The following is a 24,029-nucleotide window of genomic DNA, read 5'->3' as shown; positions in this document are numbered from 1 at the left end:
ACATTAAAAATAAAAAATAAGGCTATCTCAATTTTGAGATAGCCTTATTTTTTATATGTTTTATCAAAGGGGTTTGATCTTATCACTATTGAACAATGCAAGATCCTGGAGGAAGGTCCGATACTCTTCTGCACCCTTGAGATGCACAACAAAAAACTGATGCATCGCCACAGCCATAATTGGGTAACTCACCATTGCAAGCCTTAAATCCACCCTTAATACTTTTCAAATTTTCTCTTGAAATTTTTTTTGAATTTTTCATAATAATTAATTGTTTTTATATTCTGTAGAACTTTTCAAATGTATGTTTTTTTTGAATAATGTAAATTGTCTTTGAATATCAGTCGTCAGATCGAGTGTTTTTCGCAATGAAATGGAGAAAAATGTATCGAGATCTGCTTAGTATTCTCTACATTTTTCATCAAGATAGCTTAAAAATGAGATCGATAGCCATTAAAAATAAATGTTAAACTAAGAAATTAGGTCAATAAAGGAATCGTAAGTTCCGTCATAGTCTTCCCATTTTTGTCCATTTACAAAGAATGATGGAGTTCCATTTACCCCACTGCGAACGCCACCTTCAAAATCAGCTTCAATTTTATTTTGAAGTTCTTCAGTATTGATTTCGTTTTCAATTTTATTCACATCCAGTTTCAGAACTTTCACACATTCATTGAGCAATGCTTCGTTTAATATATTCTGGTTGTCATAGATGAGGTCATGCATCTCCCAGAATTTCCCCTGCTTCCCTGCAGCTTCGGCTACGGTTGCTGCTGCCATTGCATATTCATGAGCATCTGTCAACGGAAAGTTCCTGAAAACAAAAGCTACGTCATCTTGATTTTCCTTTACAAATTGTCTTACAAGAGGGAAAGCATGGCCACAATAAGGACACTGATAGTCTCCATATTCAACCAAAACGATTCTTGCGGTTTCCGGATTTCCCTGTACATGATCATTGGGACCAATTGGAATTCTTAAAGTGGACATAAATATTATTTTTGTTTTAAATTTTCTAATGCATCAATGATTCCATCCGCTCCGGGATTGATTCCGTCAGGTGATAAATAACTCCATTGGATCGTTCCTTCGGGATCGATCACAAACAATGCTCTTTTTGAAGTTCCGTTTTCTTCATTGTAAACCCCATATGCTTTTGAAACTTCTCCTTTAGGATTAAAATCTGCCAATAAAGGAAAATGTAGCTTTCTGTTTTCCATGAAAGCATCATGACACCACGCACTGTCCACAGAAATACCCAGTATATCGGCATTGTATTTATGGAAAATGGAAAGCATTTCATTATATAAACTCACCTGATCACCACAAACCGGACTCCAGTCTGCAGGATAAAAAACTAAAATTAAGTTCTTGCCTAAAAAATCAGAACGTTTTAATTTCTGATCAGGAGTAGCGTGAAGTTCAAAATCCGGGGCTGGGGTTCCTTGTTCTAGTATCATATTTTCGTGATTGGTTATTAAAGCATCTAAATGATCAACTAAAATTAGGAATAAGAAATCAATTCGTAGCTGATGATGACTTAAATTATTGTTAAAATAAATGAGTCCAGACTATTTTATTTTAATATACTTAAATTTCTTCTTGATAACCTTATTGAGAAATGTTCCCTTAGAGGTGAAGGCTTTGAATTGGTCAACGATGATTGGGGGTACCTTCAGATAGTCATAAACCGCCCCTGACTGATATACAATTCGTAATATTTCAGTTTTGGGAAAGTATTCATAACTATGTACAACTGAGGAGGGCATGGTAGAGAAGATGCAAAAAATATTCCTATTAACATGGCCTGGATATTATACATATTTTTAAAATAAAAGCAGCGGGCAAACAAAAAACTGATGATAAATATTTACATAGGCGTATTCGCAGTTTCATATTCTTTTTATTTTTTATCATTTGGATCGTAAACATTTTCAGGATTCCTTAGTTTTTCTTCCTCAAAATCTTTTTGCATTTTTCTGTTGTGTTCTAGGTTTTCCCAATCTATGCTTTTACTCCAATAACGAATATCATCAATATTATAGTTGTCTTTATTATTTTGAGTATTTGAGGATTTTTGTTTTAAATAGTAATTTCTTATTCTTTTTGAAATACTTTCAACATCATTAGAAGTATAATTAGGACCAATCCAACTTAATATAAGAGAATTTTGTTGTTTTGTACCCAGATAGCATGTGGCATTATAATACCATTTATTTTTTTTATCCGGCATTAATTGTTTAGTAGTAGAATTTTTTGATATTATGAAAGCTGCAATTTTTTTGTGATCTGGACTGTATAGAATTGTGTCCAATATTATTTGAGTAGATCCGTCATTTTCTTCGGAGTAAAAAGATTCTTGATGATTTTTTACAAAACCTTTAATTTGATGAACAATAGCTGTGCTATCTGTAGAATAGTCCTTTTTGGTTACTATAGTATTGCTAATATATTCTCTAGGAGTTTCTTTATAAAATTTAAACTCATACCATCCATAAATACACCGGAAGTATAGGAATATCAATAGTAAGATAGCAAGGCAAATTATAATGATTATTTTCTTTTTCATTGTTTTTTTAACATTTCTCAAATATTAAATTTTTATGCTATAAAAAAGACCTTTCAGATTGGTGAAAGGTCTCCATTATATTTATTTTTAAATTACTTATTCAGGTTCTCTTTAAAGTCATCAATTCTATAATCGGTCAATGCATTTCCTTTTTCAATCTTTTCCTTTGAATACAAACGAAAATCGTTTTCCGTTTTTTCCAATAGATGATCATAAGGTCCTATGTGAGAAATTAATTTCACCAATACCGGAGAGATTTCCAGACAGATAAAAAGTCCCATAATAAAGGTAGCGGCTAAACCAATGATTGCTGAATTTTTTCCTAATTCGTCCAAGGCCTGTAATCGTGCTGCAAATCCATTGAATTTATCTTCAAAGGTCTCAGTGGATTTTCTTTCAGTTTCTAAGTTGGTGTAGACTTTTGAAATTTCTTTATCCAGGTATTCTAACCTTGGAGCTGCCTGTTTTTGATAGGTTTCTAAGTCCTGTCTTCTTTGTTCTTTAAGTTCCTGTTTTCTTTTGGCGTTTGATCCGAAACCTACTTTTCCACTTGTTAAACCTGATTGTTTTCCTAAAATTTCTTTTTCCAGCTCTACAGAAGCCGAATCGTATGATTTCTGATATTGAGCGATCTTTTCTGAAATTTGTTTCTTCTCGGTTTCAAAAGGTCCGCTTTGTTGAAGAATTCTTCCACTCATCTCACCCTGAAGCTGTTTTTTATTTCGCTGAATAATCGTATTCAATTGCTTGTTTACTTCTTTTTCGAAAATTTTAAGTTCTAAAGGTTTTGAGATAATAATTCCTAAAAAAGTAGCCAGAACCAAACGAGGTATGGCCATTAAGATCTGATTCCACCAGGTTCCTGTTTTTTTAATAGAAGAGACAATATACCTATCCAGGTTAAAGATCATTAACCCCCAAAGAATCCCAAACCCTACGGATGTCCAGACATTATCAAAGACGGTATACATGGCATATCCTGCAGACAGGGTCGCAAAAACAGCGGTAAATAAAACAATACCACCAATCCCGGAAAATTTATTCCATTCGCTTGGTGTTTTCCTTAAAATATGGATGTTTCCTCCGGAGCATACCATCAGGAACTTCTGGAACCAATTTATTTTATGATTCGTCTGATTTATAGTTTGTTGTTGATTTTTCATTATCGAAAATTTATACAAAAGTAATACTAAAAACCATACCAATGTTAAAGATAGTATTATGTTTTACCAAGTATAATTAATATTTTTAATTATATATCTGTATATCAGTTGTTTATTGTTTTTTTGGATTAACATAATAAATTTCTTAAAGATAATTGAATATTATTTACTGATTTTTTAAAATAATTGATAGTTTTGCATCGAATAAATTAAAAAAATAGTATAATATGAAGAGAATTGTTCTATGTTTTGCACTGATGCTTGGTGTTAGTGTATTTTCTCAAAATGTGCAAAATATTTGTGGTTTTGACCAAATCATGTCACAAATGGATGCCAGAAACCCTCAATTGAAAAAAAATAGGGAAGAAATGGAAGCCAGATTAGCTTCTATGAATAAACAATCTTTCCTTAATAAATCAGGTGCAACGACTGCATGGAATGGACTTTATACAGGTCAGATTTACGAAATTCCTGTTGTAGTACATGTTATTGAATCTCAGGCTACTGCTAACGCTAACTTGCATCTTACTGATCAGGAGATTATTAATTGGCTTGACAGAGCTAATAAAATGTATGCAACAACCTATGGAAATGGTTTCTATGCAGAAGGTAATGGACCAGATGGAGGAAATGTGATTCCTTTTAAGCTTGTATTGGCTAAAAGATCACCAACCTGCGAACCAACGACCGGTATTATAAGATATAATGGAAGTACTCTTCCGTCTTATGATACAAGAGGAGTGAAAATGCAGAGTTCAAATGGTGTAGCTGATTATCAAATTAAAAATGAATTGGCACATCACTGGCCAGAAAACTCATATTTTAATATTTATGTTGTTATTGGTTTTGATGGTCAACAGCAGTTATCTTATGGTTTGATGGGGTATGCAAAGTTCCCGAATTCTTATGATTACGATTATGAGAGTTTTATGAAAGTGGCAACTGTGAAAAATCAAAATGATACTACATTGACTCATGAGCTTGGACATGCTTTTGGATTATATCACACTTTTGGAAATGCTGATTATACGATTCAGAGTGGTGCACCGGGTTATTGCCCTGCTACTACAGGTGATTGTACAGTGGATGATGATAGAATTTGTGATACAGAGAGATCTGGAGCTGCATATTCTCAATTCCCTGCACCATCCAATTCTGAAATAAATCCTTGTACTAACCAAAATTATCAGGGAGTACAATATAACATCATGAATTATAGCAATACGAATCGCAAGTTTACTGCTGGTCAGAGAGATCGTGCTGTTTTACTGATGATGGAATATAGAAAGAACTTACTTAATTCAACGGCAGGTAAAGATCCATCAGTTGTCATTCCTTCACCTGTAACGATAGTTGCAGCACAGTGTAATCCAGCAGGTACAGCACATCCTGCGAATAACAATTTTGCAATTGGGCCTTACAAGGTTAATTTTGCAGATATAAACAGTATGAGTAACGGGTATGATTCTGATGAGGCAAACCCAATTTATTATGCTGATTATTCTACAGCGACATGTATAAGACCAGCTTACTATACTGATCTTTCTTCTACAACAAGTACTCCATTGAAAGTAACTTATTTAAATGGATTTGGTCAGGCTGAAAAGTTCAAGACAAAAGTTTGGATCGATTATAATAACAATGGTTCTTTTGAAGATTCTGAATTGGTAGTTAATAATACATCTACTAATCCTTTAGCTTCGGGAGCTTCGATAACGGTTACCAATAATATTACTGTGCCGGCTACTGCGGTAAAGAATGTTTATCTGAGAATGAGAGTTGGTGTAGATGCGGCAACGTATTCTTCTACAAACCTTCCTGATTTTACAGCTTGTTCTCAAGTACAATATGGTCAGATGGAAGACTATGCTGTAAGAATTGTAAGTGCATTAGGAACATCTGAGGTAAAAGAAAGTTCTGATGCTAAGATCGTGTACACTAAGGCTGATAATAAACTTCAACTTGTTGGAGGGAAGAATGCTGCATTTGGAGATTACCAGATTTACGATATGAGTGGAAAGATATTGCAAAAAGGTACTTCTAAGACGAATGTGGTTCAAATCGACCAGACATTACCAAAAGGAGTATACATTATCAACTACTCTGATAAAAAAGAATCGAAGAAATTCGTAAATAACTAATCATATTAAAAGCCCTTTTTTAAGGGCTTTTTTATTTTAACTTAAAAGATATTGGAATGATGAAGATATTCGTTTTTATGCTATGTTGTGGTTTCGTTTTGAACTGCCAGTCACAATCTCAAACAGTGAAAATTCAGGATCCACAAAATGAAAAAGATTATTTTGTAGGAAAATGGAAGTTCATTGGGGAAACATACAAAGATGGCGAAGTAAACAAAGAATACCCGCTTAAGAAATGTATGAAGCAATATACTTTGTTGTTTGAGAAAGAAAAAGAAAATATGTTTTTCACTAAGAACTTTGTAAGTGGTGAAAACTGCGAAATAAAAAGCTCGTCAAGACGGAATTTGCTTACCATAAAAGGAAGCTCCCTTCAATATATGGATGGAGACCTGAAGGAGAGTAAACAATTTAAAATTATTTCAAAGAATAAATTTTCCATTATGTATAGTGATATCATGTTTGGAAAAGTTACTGATATAGAAGATATTTATGAAAGACAATAATTGTTGATTATTTTAGCCGATCAGGGTTTTGTTTTAAAAAACTCTCCCAACCGGAATATGATTTAGTATCTGTAATAGTTCCGGAATTAAAATGATGACAGACAGCTACGGCAAGACCGTCAGATGCATCAAGATACTTGGTGGGAAATTCTTTCAGCTTTAAAAGATTTTGAAGCATTCCTGCCACCTGCTCTTTACTGGCATTTCCGTTCCCGGTAATTGCCATTTTTATTTTTTTCGGGGAATATTCTGTAATTGGAATGTTTCTATGGAGGCTTGCAGCCATGGCAACACCCTGTGCACGACCCAGCTTTAGCATACTTTGAACATTCTTTCCAAAGAAGGGGGCTTCAAGAGCGACTTCATCAGGATGGTACTCATCGATCAATGCCAAGGTCTTATCAAAGATATATTTAAGTTTCGTTTCATGATTAGGATATTTTTTAAGAATAAGCTCATGGATGGACACCATTTCCATCTTACCTTTTTTAACGGAAATAATCCCAAAACCCATTATGGCAGTTCCCGGGTCAATACCTAAAATTATCTTTTCTGCAATCATTGGGTCAAAGATATGACTTTCTGAATTTTTTCCTGAGTAAAAAAAATAATAAAAATAAATCTATTTTAAGTGAAATCTTCTTAACTTCATCAAAAATTGATTATGAAAAACTTATTAAACCTTTTTATTGTTCCAGTATTTGTTTTTTGTAGCTTTCTGCAAATTAAAGACTTAAGTCCTGGGGGATCGCTTAAGATTGAAAATTCCTCAAAGGACAATAACCAGATTGGTTACCTGTTTTTTAAAGTGGAAAAGACCAAATCCGGTCTGGAGAAAATTACTTTAGAGTCAAAGAAAATCACTGATGGAAAACTTAAATCAACACCTACTTTTGATAGAAATTCCGGAGGTGTCGGAGATTTTATAGTTTCTCTTACTGATTCCAACGGAAAAGAATTTGTAAAACAGATTGTAGAAGATCCATTAAATCAAAACCTCGAAAGCTTTGACAAAGAAGGGATCAGCAGGCACAAAGTTTCTACGGAGAATGCTGAGTTCAGTGTTCGGTATTCGCATTCCGCAGAAATCCAGGTGGTGAAGGTAGAAAAAATTACCACTGCCGGAAATCAATTATTATTTAACCAAAAACTATAGCCATGAAAAAAACTTTATTTCTCTTATTGATTAGTTCGTTCTGCTTTTCGCAGACTTTTCAGACTGTATCTCTCCTAAATAACGGACCGAATGCCAACCGGATCAATATTGCGGTTTTAGGGGATGGGTTTACTTCGGCGCAACAGAATAATTTTGTTACCTCAGCGCAATCCACCATCAACTATCTTTTTACTAAAAGTCCTTATACAGAATACAAAAATTACTTTAACGCTTATGCGGTAAAAGTTGTTTCAACGCAAACCGGTGTGAAACATCCGGGAACGGCAACCGATGTGACTGAGCCTGTAATTCCTGTTTCTAATCCTACGAATTATTTGGGATCTTCTTTTGATTTTGGGGTCCACCGATGTATTTACAGTAATTCTACCAATACCGTAGGACAGGTTTTAGCAGCAAACGTACCGGATTATGATATTACCTATGTTCTCGGAAATTCTACAGAATATGGTGGTTGCGGGGGAACTTATGCATTTGCATCTTTAAATAATGCGGCTAATGAAATTGTCGTGCATGAGTTGGGACATTCTTTTGGTAAACTTGCTGATGAATATTGGTTTGCAGGTACAGGGGAGTCTCCTAATAAAACACAGAACTCCAATACAGCTACAGTGAAATGGAAAAATTGGGTAGGCTTGAATAGTGTAGGAGTGTATCCTTATACTGAAAGCCCTTCATGGTATCGTCCACATCAAAACTGTGAAATGAGATATCTTGACAGACAGTTCTGCTCCGTTTGTAAAGAAGCAATTATTGAGAGAATACATTCATTGGTGTCACCAATTGATTCTTACACTCCGGCCAATAGCAGTAATTTAAATGGTAACGCAGCCATCACATTTACTGTAAACGAAGTGTTGCCAATACCTAATACATTAGTCAACTCATGGAAACTTAATGGAACTGCTCTTTCTTCAACAAGTAATACATTAACTGTTTCTCCAAGCCAGTTAGCAAGCGGACTTAATACGCTGATCTTTTCAGTAACCGATAATAGCTCATTAATAAAAGTCAATAGTCACAGTACTGTTCATTTTGCTACAGTAACCTGGAAACTGAATAAATCTTCATTGAAAATGTCTGATATTAAGGCTGAAGAAAGAAGATTTGGAATATATCCTAATCCGGCAGAGAATGAATTTTACATCAAAGGAAAACAGGATTTTTCAAAGAATGTTAAAGTGGTGTTGTATGACGGAGCTGGCAGGTTAATTCCTGTGAAATTTGAGATGAAAGATACGTCAACAGTTCGTGTTAATATCACAACTATCCCAACAGGAACCTATATTTTAAGCGTAACAGATGATGAAGGTTTGATCATTTCTGAGAAAATTATGAAAGAATAATTTATAGAGTATACTTATTTAAAAATCGGCTGCAAAGCCGATTTTTTTATGTGAGTTTCTTTTCTGCTATAGGTATCCATTTCCCATCATAACGCAAAACCAATATCCTATCGACTATAAATTTAGTTTTGTAAACCTTGTTTTTATAGACTTCCCAGGCTTTTAAATAATTCTCATAACTAAGATCTCTGTATCCAATGGTCATATGAGGTGTAAAAGAATATTTTATAAAATTAAATTGTTGTTTTACCCTATCATGAAGATCCATTAATTGTTCATTGTTTTCAGGATGAACAAACAGAACAGGACTCTTGGGATTGGGGAAACTTCCAAATCCATTGAGTTCAATTTCAAATGGAGCCAGATCAGTATTTATTCTTCCAAATGCATCAGTGATATCGCTTTCCCGTTCAGGTTCTCTTGAAAACGGCGGGAATAGAGTGATATGAGCATCATTTTTCAGAGCCTTTGAATTATTGTAATTGTTGGCCAGATCTAGCTTAAAAGTTCTTACCTCGTCAATAATATGTTGAGGAGGATAGATGGCTATAAAGTATAACTTTTTCATAGCTGGGTGTTACTATTGGGCTTCATCATTTGTTTTCTCAGATCGGCCACTGTATTCTCAATCGCATCTGTAATTCTTTTTACCTCAATATGTGGTTTAAAAATAAAACCTTTACCCTTCGCTTCATCAGCAATATTAGATAGAATGATCACTGAAGTTTTAGTTTCGGGGTAATAAATATTGAGTGACGGAGAACCCTTTATATAACCACTATGAAAATAAGCAGGAGGTTTCCCGATATTGAGCATAATTCCATAGCCATAACCCATTTTTCCTAAAATTGCATGATGTCTTTCTGAACTTTTGGAAATAAACTTTTGAAGTGTCTCGGGCTTTAAGATTTTACCTCCATATAAAGCATCATTCCATAAATGCAAGTCATCGATCGTAGACAGTATACCTCCGGCTGGAATTCCAATTTCTTTTCCTCCTAATCTTTTAGGCATGTTTTGAATCTTTTCAGCATTCTTTGGATTTCCAAGATAGGCACTTGCGAAATTTTTGCCTTTGAATATATTTCCCGTTGAAGAACTTTTCATTCCCACTTTTGAAAATAATTCCTGAACATTTTCGTCATAAGATTTTCCTGACACTTTTTCAACAATTTTTCCTAATGTATTAAATCCATCATTTGAATAGAAAAAATCAGAGCCACTTTTAAAAAGTAACTTTCCGCCTAAAGTATTTAAACCAGAGGTGTGATTTAAAAGTTGATGAATACTAATGTTTTCATATTCTTTATTTTGAAATTCCTTCAGATATTTTGATGCTTTATCCTCGATATTCAGTTTATTTTTTTCCATCTCAAGCAGTACCAGGACCGAGGTGAATTGTTTACTCACCGATCCAATCGCGAAAATAGTACTGTCATTAATTTTTGTTTTGTTTTCAAAATTTGAAAACCCATTTTCTTTTTGATACAGTTGAATGGAATCTTTGAAAACGGCTACGCTTCCATTAAATTGATATTTGCTGAATACAGAATCAATTTGTTTTTCTAATAATTTTTTCTCGAATGCAAGTATTGTAGAATCTACAATGGCATTTCTGTCAACAATTTTAACAGAAGACTCAGCTGTATTTTTACACGCTGTTAAAGAAAGGGCCGCGACGGATAGAGAGAGTAATAAGTGGGAAATTTTCAGCATTTGTTTTTGTTTAATGCTACAGCATCAAAAAGGATGCAAAAACTGCAATTAGATTAGAAAAAATAATGCGGGAAGTCCAGGTTTAATTTTTGAATTCGCATAATGTGGATTAAAGTTCCATAATATTATCGAGAACCTTTAAATTATATAAGATAAAGTATCTTATAAAGTAATATTTTTGAATAGATTATTAATTGAAAAATGGAAAAACATCTTGAAAATGACTTGTCAGAAATTGGCAATTTGTTAGAAACTATAAAAGTGCAGGGGTTATCATATTTGAATGCATTGTCTGAAAGAAAGACATCTGTTGATCAGGAGATCTCTTTGCAAAAACAAAAACTACCTGAATCTGGTTACGGAACGGAAAAAGTATTGGAAATTTTTAATGAAAGATTTGAGCCCATTATTGTTGGATCATCAGGCCCAAGGTATTGGGGATTTGTTACCGGAGGATCTACCCCTGCTTCTATTGCTGGGGATTGGCTGGCTTCAGTATATGATCAGAATACCCAATCTACGAAAGGGCAGGGAGATATTTCTGCAGGCGTAGAACTTGAAACGATAAGGCTTATGCTCGATCTTTTAGGCCTTCCGGAAAGGTTTTTAGGAGGTTTTGTAACAGGAGCAACCATGTCTAATTTTACATGTTTGGCGGTTGCAAGACAATGGATTGGAAAAGAAAAAGGAAAAGACATTGCAAAAGATGGCATTTCAATACCTTTTAAAATACTTACTGCCACACCCCATTCTTCAAGTCTGAAATCGCTGTCTCTTTTGGGAATAGGAAGCGGAAATATTGTGAAAATTAAGATCATGGAAGGGAATAGAGAAGCTATGTGTATGGAAGATCTCGAAAGCCAGATTAAGGAATTAAAGGGAGAACCTTTTATTTTGATTTCAAGTGGGGGAACGGTAAATACAGTAGACTTTGATGATTTCAAAGCTATTGCTAGGCTTAAGAATAAATATCCATTCTGGTGGCACATTGATGCTGCATTTGGAGGTTTTGCTGCGTGTTCAGACGAAACCAAACACCTTGTAGAAGGATGGGAATTTGCAGATAGTATTACGGTAGACTGTCATAAGTGGCTGAATGTTCCGTACGAAAGTGCTGTTTTCTTTATAAAAGAGCAATACAAACTTCTACAGGTAGAAACTTTTCAGAATTCTAATGCTCCTTATTTGGGAGACCCTTTGGAGAACTTTAGTTATCTCAATTTTCTTCCCGAAAACTCAAGAAGACTGAAGGCGCTGCCAGCATGGTTTTCGATAATGGCGTATGGGAAAAAAGGATATCAGGAAATTATTGAAAGTAATGTAACCTTATCCCGGCAATTTGGGAGACTTATTGAAAATAGCAATAATTTTAAACTTTTAGCTCCTGTTCGGCTGAATACAGTTTGTTTTACTTTAAAAGAAACAGCAGATCAGGAAAAAGTCAATATATTCTTAGAGAAGCTTAACAATACGGGAAAAGTATTTATGACACCTACATTCTATAATAAGCATAAGGGAGTAAGAGCTGCATTTGTAAACTGGAGAACCACTGAGAAAGATGTTGAGCTGGTATTTAATGTGATGAATGAAATCATTGAAACTTTAAAACAATAGGATACAAAAGCCCCGTTGACAAATAATCACGGGGTTTTATTTTGAAATCAGATCACAGAACCAAAATACATAGTCCTCATCGTTTTCAATATCATTCGACTTTGGTTTTGGATATGTTTTTTTTACAATCTCACCAACTTCAAATGAAATAGGAGTTTTAAAAATTGGCCCATCAAAGGTAAATGTATGAAACTCTCCATTTTCGCCACAAGGATCTACATTGCTTGGTAAATCTGCTATAAACTTTTCATCGATAATTCTTCCGGCATAACTTTTATCCAAATAAGTTTCATTCACGCAGGTGACGATCGTTTTAAAACCTAAATTAAGAAACTCATGGATAAGATTCAGAGTATCTTTCTTCCATAATGGAAAAACAGCTTCCAGGCCAATAGCATTCAGTTGATCTTCTCTGTATTTTCTTAGATCTTCAAGAAAAATATCTCCAAAAATAGAATGAGTAACGCCCTGTGATTTTATTTCAGTCATGGTTTTATTCATTATATTACGATATTGCTCCATCGAAGGCTCTTTAGGAATTTCCATTTTAACTAAAGGAAGTCCTATACTTAATGCCTGTTGCTCCAGAAGAGAAACGTGAACACCGTGCATTGAAATTCGTTGATACTCTTCATTAATACTGGTAAGCAGACAGGTCACATCAAGTTTGTTTTCTGCTACAGTTTTATAAAAGGCAAGGGCAGAATCTTTTCCACTGCTCCAGTTGAATATGGCTTTAGGTTTTTTCATTAAATAATAATGCTATTTTTCGCTCGCTGTAAGGCGTCAATTTTAATTAGTTTAAAATAAAAGCCGTAGATCAATATTTCTACGGCTTTATTATTAATTATATTCTGTGCTAACTACATATTTCTTCTGTATTTACCACCTACTTCAAATAAAGCATTGGTAATCTGTCCTAGAGAACAGTACTTTACAGCATCCATCATCACACCAAATAAATTTTGCTGATTAATAGCTGCATACTGTAGCTGCTGTAATGCTGCTTCAGATTTTTCTTGATTCGCTTGCTGGAAATTATGAAGCGTTTCGATCTGAACCTGTTTTTCTTCTTCTGTAGAACGGATAACCTCTCCAGGGCGAACGGTTGGGGAACCATCTTTTCCTAAGAAAGTATTTACCCCGATAATAGGGTATTCTCCAGTATGTTTCAGCCACTCGTAGTGCATCGATTCTTCTTGTATTTTTGAGCGTTGATACATCGTTTCCATGGCACCAAGTACACCACCTCTCTCAGTAATTCTGTCGAATTCTGCATATACGGCTTCTTCCACTAAATCCGTTAATTCTTCAATGATAAATGAACCTTGAAGAGGATTTTCGTTTTTAGCTAATCCCAATTCTTTATTAATGATCAACTGAATGGCCATTGCTCTTCTTACAGATTGCTCGGTAGGGGTTGTAATAGCTTCATCATATGCGTTTGTATGAAGTGAATTACAATTGTCATAGATTGCATACAATGCCTGAAGTGTTGTTCTGATATCGTTGAAATCAATTTCCTGGGCGTGAAGAGAACGTCCTGAAGTCTGAATGTGGTATTTCAACATCTGGCTTCTTTCATCTGCTCCATATTTTATTTTCATTGCTTTTGCCCAGATTCTTCTTGCGACACGTCCGATCACTGAATATTCAGGGTCGATACCATTTGAAAAGAAGAATGATAAGTTGGGAGCAAAATCATTGATATCCATTCCACGGCTTAAGTAATATTCCACATAAGTAAATCCATTAGCCAATGTGAATGCCAACTGTGAAACAGGGTTGGCTCCGGCTTCAGCAATATGATATCCTGAAATAGAAACAGAATAGAAATTTCTTACTTTTTCAGTAATGAAATATTCCTGAACATCCCCCATTAATCTCAAAGCAAATTCCGTAGAAAAAATACAGGTGTTCTGAGCCTGGTCTTCTTTTAAAATATCTGCCTGTACAGTTCCACGAACTGTTGCAATAGTGTGTGCCTTGATCTTTTCATATTCCTCTTTAGGAATAACTTCATCTCCCGTGATTCCTAATAGCTTTAATCCCAAACCATTATTGGAAGGAGGAAGTTCTCCATTGTATTGAGGTCTTTGCAGTCCTTTGTCATCAAATTTTGCTTTAAGAACTGCCTCAACTTTATCCTCCAGCTTATGTTCAGCAATATACTTTTCTACGTTCTGATCAATTGCAGCATTCATAAAGAACGCTAACAGCATTGGAGCAGGACCGTTGATCGTCATAGAAACTGAAGTCATTGCATTGATAAGGTCAAAACCTGAATACAGTTTTTTAGCGTCATCAAGAGTCGCAATAGAAACTCCGGCATTTCCAATTTTACCATAAATATCTGGCGGAAGGGCAGGATCCTGACCATATAATGTTACCGAGTCAAAAGCTGTTGATAAACGTTTAGCTGGCATTTCAGCGGAAACATAGTGGAATCTTCTGTTCGTTCTTTCAGGGCCTCCTTCTCCGGCAAACATCCTTGTTGGATCTTCTCCGGTTCTTTTGAATGGATAAATTCCTGCAGTGAATGGAAAGCTTCCAGGAAGATTTTCCTGACCTTTCCATAAAATAAGATCTCCCCAGTCATTATATTTAGGTAAAGCAATTTTAGGGATCTTTAAGTGAGATAAAGATTCCGTTGAGGTTTCCACTTTAATTTCTTTTCCCCGAACGAAATAGGAATAGAATTCCTGATGGAAAGCTTTTTTAGTATCATCCCAGTTTTTAAGGAAATCGATATTTTCCTGTTGAAGATCCTTTTCAGCTTTTTGATATTCAGCATCAAGAACTTCATTAGATAGAATGTTTTTTACTCCTTCAATATGATACATTTTTCTGGCAAGTTCAGCTTGCTTTACGATATTTGCATCATAATGTTTATTGTTTTCAACAATTTCAGAAAGGTAACGAACCCTCTTTGGAGGAATAATCGTTACTTCATCTGTAATTTCCTGTTCTACGAATGTATTGAGTTTTAGTTCTGAGAACTTGTCATTAACCTTAGAAATTAACCTGTTGTAAAGTTCAGTGGTTCCATGATCATTGAACTGAGATGCTTTCGTAGCGTAAACAGGCATGTCATCCAATGGGGTTTCCCACAAAAGATGGTTTCTCTGGAACTGTTTCCTTACAGCTTGTAATGCATCTAAAGCACCACGCTTGTCTGATTTATTTAAAGCTACTAAATCTGCATAATCTAGCATGTCGATCTTTTCCAACTGGGTGGATGCTCCATATTCAGGAGTCATTACATACATCGAAACATCTGCAAAATCTGAAACTTCAGATCCAGATTGTCCAATTCCTGAAGTTTCCAAAATGATGACATCAGGATGAGCCAGTTTTAAAACATTCAGTGCAGAGTGGATAAATGGAGAAACGGAGACATTATTTTCCCTCGTTGCCATTGAACGCATATAGACTCTTGAATCATTGATCGCGTTCATACGGATTCTGTCTCCAAGTAATGCTCCTCCTGTTTTCTTTTTAGAAGGGTCAATTGAAATAATAGCAATCTTCTTATCTGTATTAGAACGAAGAAAACGTCTTACCAATTCATCCGTCAATGAAGATTTTCCAGCACCACCGGTACCTGTGATACCAATAATCGGGATATTTAGATCTTTAGCTTTTTCATCGATTGCCTTTACTAATTCGGGCTTTTCGTCAGAGAAGTTTTCGACCGCTGAGATAATTTTAGCAATGCTGGTTGAGTTTTCAAAATTTATTGAATCCAGGTCTCCGGCAGTAACCTCTTTTCCCGTCGCAAAATCCGACCTGTTGACCAGGTCATCGATCATTCCCTGAAGGCCAAGCTCCCTTCCGTCATCGGGAGAATAGATCCTGTCTATTCCATAAGACATAAGGTCTTCAATTTCTTCCGGTAGAATAACACCGCCCCCACCACCGAAGATCTTGATCTGTGGAGAGTTCTTTTCTCTCAGAAGGTCATAAATATATTTAAAATATTCATTGTGACCTCCCTGATAAGAGGTTAAAGCTATAGCATTAGCATCTTCCTGGATTGCTGTATTTACAACTTCCTCAGCTGATTTATCGTGACCAAGGTGGATGACTTCGCAACCAGTTCCCTGAATTACACGACGCATAATATTAATTGCTGCATCATGTCCGTCAAATAATGACGCTGCTGTTACAATTCTTACTTTGTTTTTAGGAGTATATTTTTGGGTTTCCATAAAAAAATCTAGAAAATTTCTGAATTTCCAAATATAACAATAATATGGAACATAGGATTTAACTTTATGCTTCTTTAACTCAGTTGGTTAGGTGTTTTAGTGGAATTGAAGATTCGCCGTTTGATTAATATTCAATAGATAAATAAGAAGTAATTTATCTACTTTTGCATTATATATAATGATATGAAGAAAGCTTCAATTTATTTTGCAATAGGAACTGTCGTCAGTTTTCTTATTAATTACTTCTTCCTGAGCAGTGAAAATATAGCCCTTGATTTATATTATGCTATAGCTTTTGGGTTTGCATGGGGATTAGCATATTATTTAGATACACCGAATTTTACATTGCCACAAAAACTGGGATTGTCATTTGCGGCAATGGGTGTTTTGGTACTGGTTGGAGCACTTATTTTTGATTTGAAACTTGCAATTCCATCTATACTTAAGTTTTCTACCGTATTTGTTGCGTATTATCTGATTGCCAGTTTTAGAGGAAGCAAGTCTTTACGGAACTAATGCATGGTTATAAAGCTTATATATGATAAGATCATAAGCATAAGAAGTAGTCCGATAAAATTGACGATAAACAGTATTGATCCTTTAATAATACTTATTCTCTTACTGTTTTCATAAACCCTGTGATGAGCGATAAAGAAATAAGCACAGGTATAAAAGAATAATGCAGTATAGCATAATCCCGTAATAACTGTTAAAATAGTATAGCTCGGGAATGTTGAGGTCAAGTGACTTCCCAGGATAAAAATTAATGTACTTAGTAAAAGGAACGAGAAATAATGAAGGGTAAATATACCATGGTCAAAATACCACCATTTCTTCTTACTGTGAAAAAGCCAGAGGAAAAAAGCGAATATGGGTAAATAGACAAAAAGAGCTTTAGGAAATGTATGTATAAAAGTCTCTACAAAACGGCCGACTATTTCTTTTCTTTTAAGTCCCCTGTCCTGTAAATAGAATATTTTTTTCGCAAAAGGTCTTAAAGAAGCATAGTTTCGTCCTCCTGTTTTACTCAGTGAGTCATACTGTTTCATAGAGGTTGCTCCCAGGATGGCAAATTGATCCTTGTGGGTGCTTAGTATTTTTTTCTTGGATATTACCTCTTCAAGCACCTGGATTTTTGAAACACCATTACCGCCAATAAAGATACTGTCATTCTTATTCTGACTATCTGAAGCAATCCCACTTTTTATACTGTCAACTATTTTTGCAATCTGCTCCTTTTTATCTTCTTTTTGTTTTTGTATTGAATGCTTTTCAGTCGTTTCATTATCATTATCTTCGGAATGAGGAAACAAAGTAGGAACGAAAAAAGTAATAAAACTGATGAATATATATAATTTAACTGGAGCGACATAGAGCTGTCTTTTCCCTGAAAGATATTCCCTGGTTAGCTTTCCGGGTTGAAAAAGAAGATATTTTATCGTTTTCCAGAATTGTCCATCATAGTGGGTGAAGTCTTCAATAAAGTGAGTGAAAAGAAAATAAAAAGGTTGTCGGGGTTCAATATTTTCCTGTCCACAATGGGGGCAGAACCTTTCTTCTACCGTATGTCCGCAATTAAGACAGTTTTTTTCTTCTCTTATTTTTCCGTGGCTCATGATTAATAAGGCTTTGCGGCAAATATAATTATTTCGGGAAAGAAAAATAATTTTTTACATGAATTTAATGTAAAATCTAATTTTACGAATGATTATTCGATAAGCGTATTGGGTAATTTTTGTAGAAGAGTTAATAAAGTAAGAGTTTAGCAACTAAACTCTTTACTTTATCACCTGTGTTTTTAGAATCTTCTAAAACTTTTTTTTCATCGTATTTGATTTTGCAATATCTGTGCCAAGAATAATTATTCATAGATAAAATCTGTCGAATCGTTTAAGCAAAAGCCATAACCTGCATATTAAATAAAATATGTTTTCCTGTTACAAAATTAATTTGTATCTTTGCACACCCTTAGAGGGAAAATTATGTTTAATCTTTAACTAAAACGTGTGAATACATTAAGTTACAAAACTGTTTCAGCGAACAAAGCTACTGCTAATAAAGAATGGGTTGTGGTAGACGCTGAAGGACAACCGTTGGGAAGACTAGCTTCTCAGGTTGCAAAGATTTTGAGAGGTAAGCACAAAACAAACTTTACACCTCACGTAGATTGTGGTGATAACGTTATTGTTTTGAATGCTGGGAAAATTACGCTTTCCGGAAACAAATGGGAAGATAAGACTTACATCTGGCATACAGGTTATCCAGGAGGTCAAAAATCTATGACTGCGGCTGAACTTCAAAAGAAAGATTCTTTGAAAGTATTAGAAAAGTCTGTAAAAGGTATGTTACCTAAAAACAGATTAGGTTCTGCTTTATTCAAAAACCTTTATTTATATGAAGGAACTGAGCATAAGCATGAAGCTCAACAGCCTAAAACAATTAATATTAACGAATTTAAATAATTAATATGTCTACAGTTCATAAAATTGGTAGAAGAAAAACTTCTGTAGCAAGAGTTTACGTAAAGCCAGGTACTGGTACTATTACAGTAAACGGTAAAGATGCTAAAGATTATTTCTCTACAGACGTAATGGTTTACAAATTAAATCAACCATTTATCCTTTCTGAAACTGTTGGTCAGTATGACGTTACCGTAAATGTATTCGGTGGTGGAAATACAGGACAAGCAGAAGCTATCAGATTAGGTATTTCAAGAGCTTTATGCGAAATCAACGCTGAGTTCAGATTAGCATTAAAGCCAGCTGGTTTACTTACAAGAGACGCAAGAATGGTGGAAAGAAAGAAGCCAGGTCAGAAAAAAGCAAGAAAGAGATTCCAATTCTCAAAACGTTAAGATTTGCTGTTGGCAAATGGCTTATCGCTATTGGCTACAGAAATGTATTAAATTTTATTTAAACTTAATCTCGGCGAAAAGCCAATTGCGACAAGCAAAAAGCCAACCGCCAATTGCCCGTTACGTTTAGCATCCAAACGCTTCTCCCATCTAAAGAAGTTGTTGATTGTTTAAAAGACGGAAAGTAAACTAACAAAAACAGAAAACATGGCAAAAGCAAATGTAAAAGACCTCCTAGAGGCTGGTGTACACTTCGGTCACATGACTAGAAAGTGGAATCCAAATATGGCTCCATACATTTTTATGGAGAAAAATGGTATTCACATTGTAGACTTACATAAAACAGCAGTAAAATTAGATGAAGCATGTAACGCTTTAGAAAAACTTACTTCTGCAGGTAAAAAAGTTCTTTTTGTTGCTACTAAAAAGCAAGCAAAAGAAGTTGTTGCTAAGCACGCTTCAGAACTTAATATGCCTTATATTACAGAAAGATGGCCAGGAGGTATGCTAACAAACTTTGTTACGATCAGAAAGGCTGTTAAGAAAATGAACTCTATTGATAAGATGAAGAAGGATGGAACATTCGAAACTTTATCTAAAAAAGAGAGACTTCAGGTAGACAGACAGAGAGCTAACCTTGAAAAGAACTTAGGTTCTATTTCTGACATGGTTCGTCTTCCTTCTGCAATATTTGTAGTTGATATCTTAAGAGAACATATCGCAGTAACTGAAGCTAAGAAATTAGGTATTCCAGTTTTCGGTATCGTTGATACTAACTCTGACCCTAGAAAAGTAGATTTCGTTATTCCAGGAAATGATGATGCTTCTAAGTCTATCGATATGATTTTGAATGTTGTTTCTGATTCTATCAGAGATGGTCAATCTCAAAGAAAAGCTGACAAAGAAAAATCTAAAGAAGAAGGAGAAAAAGTATCTGCTGATACAGATGCTGATTTCGATGCAGAATAATTAAAGGATTTTCTTTACTATAAAAAAACCACTAATTTTAATTAGTGGTTTTTTGTTTTATGTCTAGTTTGATAAAGTTATTGAATACGAACTTGAGATAAATTTTGTAGACTGATATACTGAATTGCAGAGCATTCCTGACAGTTTATAACTCTGGTTTTTTGGAAGCATTACATACCCTATTTTACCGGCACCAATAGGAAGTTTTTTGAAATAATTATTTCCACTGATGGTAAGAACCATATTGCATGGAGATTTGTTTTCTACAGAGAATGATGTTTTGGTATTTCCTGAAGAGTCATTGAGTAAATCATTAAGTACATCAGTGGTCTCCGGTTTATGTGTTTTTATCAACTCATTATATTCTCTTTCTGTACTAGCCGGTGAGGAGGTATTATTTGAATTAGAAGGATAGGTTCTCTTCATTGGATAATTATTATAATTAACACTACAACTGACCAATACCAATGATATGATAATGCTTGGAAATATCAATTTCTTTTTCATATAAATTTTTGAATGGTAAATGTAAGATTTTACTTTTTATTTTTAAAATTATTAGTCCCTACCTGTTCAGTATTATTTATTGTTAGAATAATGTTCTTTCTGATATCCTTTTTAGTATTATATTTTAAATCACAGATGGTGCTTTCAAGAGAATAAGTTCCTTTTTTTACAACGATGAAGTTTTCATCATGAGCAGGAACGGCCATATGATAGAAATTATCCCCCTGAATTCTTAATACTAAATTACATTCAGAATTGTTTTTGAATAAAAGAATAGATTCTTTGCGTGTAGGGTCTTCATCAAACAATGCATTGAGAAGTTTGACTGTTTTGTCTTTATGCTTTTGTGAGCTTTCTAAAATAAGTCGCTTAAATTCCTCAGCATCGTGCGAATTTTTACGAGGTATTTCAGCAATAACGGGTCGTGATTCCATGGGTTTTGCATTCTTCCTGCCAAGTGTCCATTGCTGATTTTTTAAGGCAATAAGCTTAGGTTTTAAAACGCTTCTTTTGGGATCTTCCGGATGTGCATTTTTAAGGTATTCTTCAATTTCTTTAATGTTTGTGCTTTTTAGAATATTTTGTTTGCTCTTTTGAGCAGGAATAAAATTGGGAATTAAGAAAGAGAAGAATAAGAGTGTTAAAATTTTTTTTTTCATCAAGTGTGTTTAGGGGATCAACTTATTCGGAATTTTATATAAGTGATGGTCTTTCCTTTAGCGGAAAAAAGTGCTTCATAGTATGTTTTAATATCTCTTAAATATTTAGTATCAGGATCATATTCCGGAGCACCATAAATATCATGGTGTGCGGTGATGATTTCATAGCCTGCTCCCTGCAGGAAACCAAGGGTATATCCGTGTAAAAATTCAGAATCAGTCTTTAAATGGATGATACCACCAGGTTTTAGGAATTTTTTATAACGGTCAAGAAAATCAGGATGAGTTAACCTATGCTTTGTGCGTCTGTATTTGATCTGTGGATCTGGGAACGTGATCCATATCTCGTCTACTTCGTTTTCTGCAAAAAAGTTATCTACTAATTCTATCTGAGATCTTAGAAAAGCAACATTAGACATATTGTTTTCGACAGCTTCTTTAGCTCCGAACCAAAATCTTGCTCCTTTTATGTCTATTCCTATGAAATTTTTTTCAGGAAAAGCCTTAGCCAAACCTACAGAGTATTCCCCTTTTCCACACCCAAGCTCAAGAACAATGGGATTATCGTTTTTAAAGAAATCTGTTCTCCATTTTCCTTTAAGGTTAAAACCGGTTAAAGCTTCTTCTCTTGTCGGTTGAATTACATTAGGTAATATTTTGTTTTCTGCGAATCTTGCTAATTTATTTTTGCCCATGAGTATAAATGAAAATCTGGCAAAAATAGCAAATTTTGACTACAATATGCTGATTTAGCCATAAAAGAAATGACATTTTGGATTTTAGATTATTTACTATCAGATGAACCTAAGGCAACCATGAGTGGTTTCTGGATGGTTTTTTGAGAAGCATATTGGGCACCACACACAATGCTTGTAAAAAGATAATCTCCCTTTTGTAAAACAAGTGAACTTTCGTTATGTGCAGGTACTGCCAGCCTGTATTTAGTGGTACCTATACCTTCCATTCTTACAATAATATTACAATCAGATTTATTTTCAATAAGAACAATACATTCTTTACTCATCGGATCATTATCGAAGAGTGAATTTAATATCTGGACGGTTTTGTTTTTATGTTCAGTAGGAGAAACAGCCATTAGCATATTAAATTCCTCAGCTTCAGCATCGGGAATGGCTACGGTATTTGATGATGTATTGATCACCACTGCATTTTTTGCGTTACTTGGAGTATAGACTACGGTAGATTGCTTAGCGGCTAATTCTGCTTTGTATTTTGCGATCTGTTTTTGTTTGATGATAGCATTCATTTCATCAAAAGTAATTTTTGTAGAAGGTCTTCTTTTTAGCAAAGCGAGCATTTCCTGCATTTCTTTTACTTTTTGATCCTCTGGGTGGGCATCTTTGATATATTCTCTCATCATGTCCATCACTTTAGGTTTTAGAACCGATCTGCGTGGGTCATCAGGATGAGCATCCCTTAAAAAGGCATTGATTTCATAAATGTTCTTACTTTTGATAATGTTGGTATAGTCCTTTCCCTTTTTCTGAGCTGAAAGACTAAAGAATACAACGGTGTAAAAGAATAAAAGTAACTTTTTCATCTAACAAATATTAAGTTAAAAATTTGGTGTTTCTCCTTAATTTGTGTTCAGGCGAGTTAGTTTTTACTGTAATAACGAAATAGTGCCGTTTTTATTTAACACGGGCTCGTGATATAAAATTAAGAATATATTGTTTATTGACGCAAAAATTTTAAATAATATCTATAATAATCACTAATTATTTTATAACATCCTGAAGGTGAGAGTTTCTTAATCGTCTTTGATAGATAGGTAAATATTTTTCTATTGGAATTTTTACAGCCTCGAAATTACCAACCTGCACATAAGGCTGAATGTTTTCTGATGAATAAACGAACTGTAAAAAGTTATCAATCAGGTTTTCCGGGATTTTAAACTTCGTGAAATAATCCTTTCCTAAATAATTTTTTATTTGTGTAACAGAATTGTTCATGTTTTCATAAGCAACATACCGTTGTTTCTTCTTTCTTTCCCCTGATAGAATATCATAAATGCTTTCCAGACTGAAAGTTAATCCTCCATCCCGAAGACCTGCCACAGGAAGTTGAGGCGGGTTGCCATCTCCCTTAGGTTCAGGAAGACCGATCACTTTTTTCAATTCAAGAGCCTTATCCTTTTTTGCAATTGCATTGACGTCGTACCTTAGGTTCCCAGTAGGTTTAAACCTGCTGATAACGACTTCCTGAATATCATGGTAAGCAATTTTTAGTTCAATTAAACTTTTAGGACCAAACATTTGTGGGCTTAGCTGGATATCCTTTCTTTCTGTAACAATAGAAGTGAAACGGATCACATCTCCAGGATTTGCCTGAATATTAAAATCACCATTGTAATCTGTAAGTACAGTTCTCTGGGTGTTAAGATTGGTAACATAAACCTGATTGAGATATAATATTGAATTATCTCTGAGGAATACTTCCCCCGAATAAACTTGGGCGTTGATCTTTGCAAGAAAAACCAATAGCAAGAGAGTAATAAGTTTCTTCATATACTGGGGCAAAATTACATAGAATTACAACAATTTATACCTATATAGATAGTGAAAACAGGTTAAAGTTAT

At 34.5% G+C, this 24,029-nt stretch carries 26 protein-coding genes; 9 read left to right on the top strand and 17 right to left on the bottom strand.

The window, feature by feature from the left end; translation table 11 throughout:
- Positions 1-85: 85 nt before the first annotated feature.
- From CEY12_RS22865 to CEY12_RS12435, 6 genes are all read right to left on the bottom strand, one after another.
- Positions 86-262, bottom strand: a complete 177-nt coding sequence (locus CEY12_RS22865; protein ID WP_410493845.1) for a bacteriocin-like protein — start codon at positions 260-262, stop codon at positions 86-88.
- A gap of 209 nt (positions 263-471) precedes the next feature.
- A complete protein-coding gene (locus CEY12_RS12455; protein ID WP_089028004.1) occupies positions 472-990 on the bottom strand; it encodes a DsbA family protein in 519 nt (172 codons plus the stop codon).
- A gap of 5 nt (positions 991-995) precedes the next feature.
- Positions 996-1,460, bottom strand: a complete 465-nt coding sequence (locus CEY12_RS12450) for a redoxin domain-containing protein (RefSeq protein ID WP_089028003.1) — start codon at positions 1,458-1,460, stop codon at positions 996-998.
- Between the two features lie 111 nt (positions 1,461-1,571).
- A complete protein-coding gene (locus CEY12_RS12445; protein WP_089028002.1) occupies positions 1,572-1,769 on the bottom strand; it encodes a KTSC domain-containing protein in 198 nt (65 codons plus the stop codon).
- Between the two features lie 134 nt (positions 1,770-1,903).
- Positions 1,904-2,569 (bottom strand): hypothetical protein, encoded by a 666-nt coding sequence (locus CEY12_RS12440; protein WP_089028001.1) that lies wholly within the window; start codon positions 2,567-2,569, stop codon positions 1,904-1,906.
- Between the two features lie 92 nt (positions 2,570-2,661).
- On the bottom strand, positions 2,662-3,732 hold the full coding sequence (locus tag CEY12_RS12435; RefSeq protein WP_089028000.1) for a DUF4407 domain-containing protein: 1,071 nt from the start codon (positions 3,730-3,732) through the stop codon (positions 2,662-2,664).
- Between the two features lie 227 nt (positions 3,733-3,959).
- Between CEY12_RS12435 and CEY12_RS12430 the strand changes: the two genes are divergently transcribed.
- Together CEY12_RS12430 and CEY12_RS12425 are read left to right on the top strand one after the other, a co-directional pair.
- Positions 3,960-5,873: a zinc-dependent metalloprotease gene (locus CEY12_RS12430; protein WP_089027999.1), complete on the top strand. Its 1,914-nt coding sequence runs from the start codon at positions 3,960-3,962 to the stop codon at positions 5,871-5,873.
- Between the two features lie 56 nt (positions 5,874-5,929).
- Complete coding sequence (locus tag CEY12_RS12425; RefSeq protein ID WP_089027998.1) at positions 5,930-6,379, top strand: hypothetical protein; 450 nt, start codon at positions 5,930-5,932, stop codon at positions 6,377-6,379.
- A gap of 7 nt (positions 6,380-6,386) precedes the next feature.
- On the opposite strand, the gene ruvC is transcribed toward CEY12_RS12425, so the two are convergent.
- On the bottom strand, positions 6,387-6,941 hold the full coding sequence (gene ruvC / locus CEY12_RS12420; RefSeq protein WP_089027997.1) for a crossover junction endodeoxyribonuclease RuvC: 555 nt from the start codon (positions 6,939-6,941) through the stop codon (positions 6,387-6,389).
- Between the two features lie 102 nt (positions 6,942-7,043).
- On the opposite strand from ruvC, the gene CEY12_RS12415 reads away from it, so the two are divergent.
- Together CEY12_RS12415 and CEY12_RS12410 are read left to right on the top strand one after the other, a co-directional pair.
- Positions 7,044-7,535 (top strand): hypothetical protein, encoded by a 492-nt coding sequence (locus tag CEY12_RS12415; protein WP_089027996.1) that lies wholly within the window; start codon positions 7,044-7,046, stop codon positions 7,533-7,535.
- Between the two features lie 2 nt (positions 7,536-7,537).
- The gene (locus CEY12_RS12410) at positions 7,538-8,899 is read left to right on the top strand and encodes a M64 family metallopeptidase (RefSeq protein WP_089027995.1); all 1,362 of its coding nucleotides are present in this window, start codon (positions 7,538-7,540) and stop codon (positions 8,897-8,899) included.
- A 46-nt stretch (positions 8,900-8,945) separates the two neighbouring features.
- Here CEY12_RS12410 and CEY12_RS12405 read toward each other — a convergent pair whose 3' ends face one another.
- Both CEY12_RS12405 and CEY12_RS12400 read right to left on the bottom strand, forming a co-directional pair.
- The gene (locus CEY12_RS12405; RefSeq protein WP_089027994.1) at positions 8,946-9,467 is read right to left on the bottom strand and encodes a 2'-5' RNA ligase family protein; all 522 of its coding nucleotides are present in this window, start codon (positions 9,465-9,467) and stop codon (positions 8,946-8,948) included.
- The gene (locus tag CEY12_RS12400) at positions 9,464-10,615 is read right to left on the bottom strand and encodes a serine hydrolase domain-containing protein (protein WP_089027993.1); all 1,152 of its coding nucleotides are present in this window, start codon (positions 10,613-10,615) and stop codon (positions 9,464-9,466) included. Before CEY12_RS12400 ends, CEY12_RS12405 begins: the two co-directional genes overlap by 4 nt.
- Positions 10,616-10,816: 201 nt before the next feature.
- Between CEY12_RS12400 and CEY12_RS12395 the strand changes: the two genes are divergently transcribed.
- Positions 10,817-12,229 carry a pyridoxal phosphate-dependent decarboxylase family protein gene (locus tag CEY12_RS12395; RefSeq protein WP_089027992.1) on the top strand — a complete coding sequence of 471 codons (1,413 nt, stop codon included), beginning with the start codon at positions 10,817-10,819 and terminating at the stop codon, positions 12,227-12,229.
- A 36-nt stretch (positions 12,230-12,265) separates the two neighbouring features.
- Here CEY12_RS12395 and CEY12_RS12390 read toward each other — a convergent pair whose 3' ends face one another.
- Together CEY12_RS12390 and CEY12_RS12385 are read right to left on the bottom strand one after the other, a co-directional pair.
- Positions 12,266-12,979, bottom strand: coding sequence for a diphthine--ammonia ligase (locus CEY12_RS12390; protein WP_089027991.1), 714 nt, complete (start codon positions 12,977-12,979; stop codon positions 12,266-12,268).
- Positions 12,980-13,092: 113 nt separating this feature from the next.
- A complete protein-coding gene (locus CEY12_RS12385; protein ID WP_089027990.1) occupies positions 13,093-16,440 on the bottom strand; it encodes a methylmalonyl-CoA mutase family protein in 3,348 nt (1,115 codons plus the stop codon).
- Between the two features lie 183 nt (positions 16,441-16,623).
- On the opposite strand from CEY12_RS12385, the gene CEY12_RS12380 reads away from it, so the two are divergent.
- Positions 16,624-16,956, top strand: coding sequence for a hypothetical protein (locus CEY12_RS12380; RefSeq protein ID WP_089027989.1), 333 nt, complete (start codon positions 16,624-16,626; stop codon positions 16,954-16,956).
- Here the strand turns inward: CEY12_RS12380 and CEY12_RS12375 are convergent.
- Complete coding sequence (locus CEY12_RS12375) at positions 16,953-18,056, bottom strand: DUF3667 domain-containing protein (RefSeq protein WP_089027988.1); 1,104 nt, start codon at positions 18,054-18,056, stop codon at positions 16,953-16,955. The genes CEY12_RS12380 and CEY12_RS12375 overlap by 4 nt on opposite strands.
- 390 nt (positions 18,057-18,446) lie before the next feature.
- Between CEY12_RS12375 and rplM the strand changes: the two genes are divergently transcribed.
- From rplM to rpsB, 3 genes are all read left to right on the top strand, one after another.
- The gene (gene rplM / locus CEY12_RS12370) at positions 18,447-18,902 is read left to right on the top strand and encodes a 50S ribosomal protein L13 (RefSeq protein ID WP_089027987.1); all 456 of its coding nucleotides are present in this window, start codon (positions 18,447-18,449) and stop codon (positions 18,900-18,902) included.
- 5 nt (positions 18,903-18,907) lie between these two features.
- Positions 18,908-19,294, top strand: coding sequence for a 30S ribosomal protein S9 (rpsI, locus tag CEY12_RS12365; RefSeq protein ID WP_089027986.1), 387 nt, complete (start codon positions 18,908-18,910; stop codon positions 19,292-19,294).
- Between the two features lie 207 nt (positions 19,295-19,501).
- Complete coding sequence (gene rpsB, locus CEY12_RS12360) at positions 19,502-20,263, top strand: 30S ribosomal protein S2 (RefSeq protein WP_089027985.1); 762 nt, start codon at positions 19,502-19,504, stop codon at positions 20,261-20,263.
- 63 nt (positions 20,264-20,326) lie between these two features.
- Here rpsB and CEY12_RS12355 read toward each other — a convergent pair whose 3' ends face one another.
- The 5 genes from CEY12_RS12355 to CEY12_RS12335 form a co-directional block, all read right to left on the bottom strand.
- A complete protein-coding gene (locus tag CEY12_RS12355; RefSeq protein ID WP_089027984.1) occupies positions 20,327-20,770 on the bottom strand; it encodes a DUF6759 domain-containing protein in 444 nt (147 codons plus the stop codon).
- Positions 20,771-20,799: 29 nt separating this feature from the next.
- Positions 20,800-21,429, bottom strand: a complete 630-nt coding sequence (locus CEY12_RS12350) for a DUF6759 domain-containing protein (RefSeq protein ID WP_089027983.1) — start codon at positions 21,427-21,429, stop codon at positions 20,800-20,802.
- Between the two features lie 17 nt (positions 21,430-21,446).
- Positions 21,447-22,124, bottom strand: coding sequence for a tRNA (guanosine(46)-N7)-methyltransferase TrmB (trmB, locus tag CEY12_RS12345; protein WP_089027982.1), 678 nt, complete (start codon positions 22,122-22,124; stop codon positions 21,447-21,449).
- An 89-nt stretch (positions 22,125-22,213) separates the two neighbouring features.
- Positions 22,214-22,990, bottom strand: coding sequence for a DUF6759 domain-containing protein (locus tag CEY12_RS12340; protein WP_089027981.1), 777 nt, complete (start codon positions 22,988-22,990; stop codon positions 22,214-22,216).
- Between the two features lie 178 nt (positions 22,991-23,168).
- The gene (locus tag CEY12_RS12335) at positions 23,169-23,957 is read right to left on the bottom strand and encodes a hypothetical protein (protein ID WP_089027980.1); all 789 of its coding nucleotides are present in this window, start codon (positions 23,955-23,957) and stop codon (positions 23,169-23,171) included.
- Between the last annotated feature and the right edge of the window lie 72 nt (positions 23,958-24,029).

This window comes from Chryseobacterium sp. T16E-39, assembly GCF_002216065.1.
Lineage (GTDB): Bacteria > Bacteroidota > Bacteroidia > Flavobacteriales > Weeksellaceae > Chryseobacterium.
This window is presented reverse-complemented; position numbering and strand designations above follow the sequence as displayed.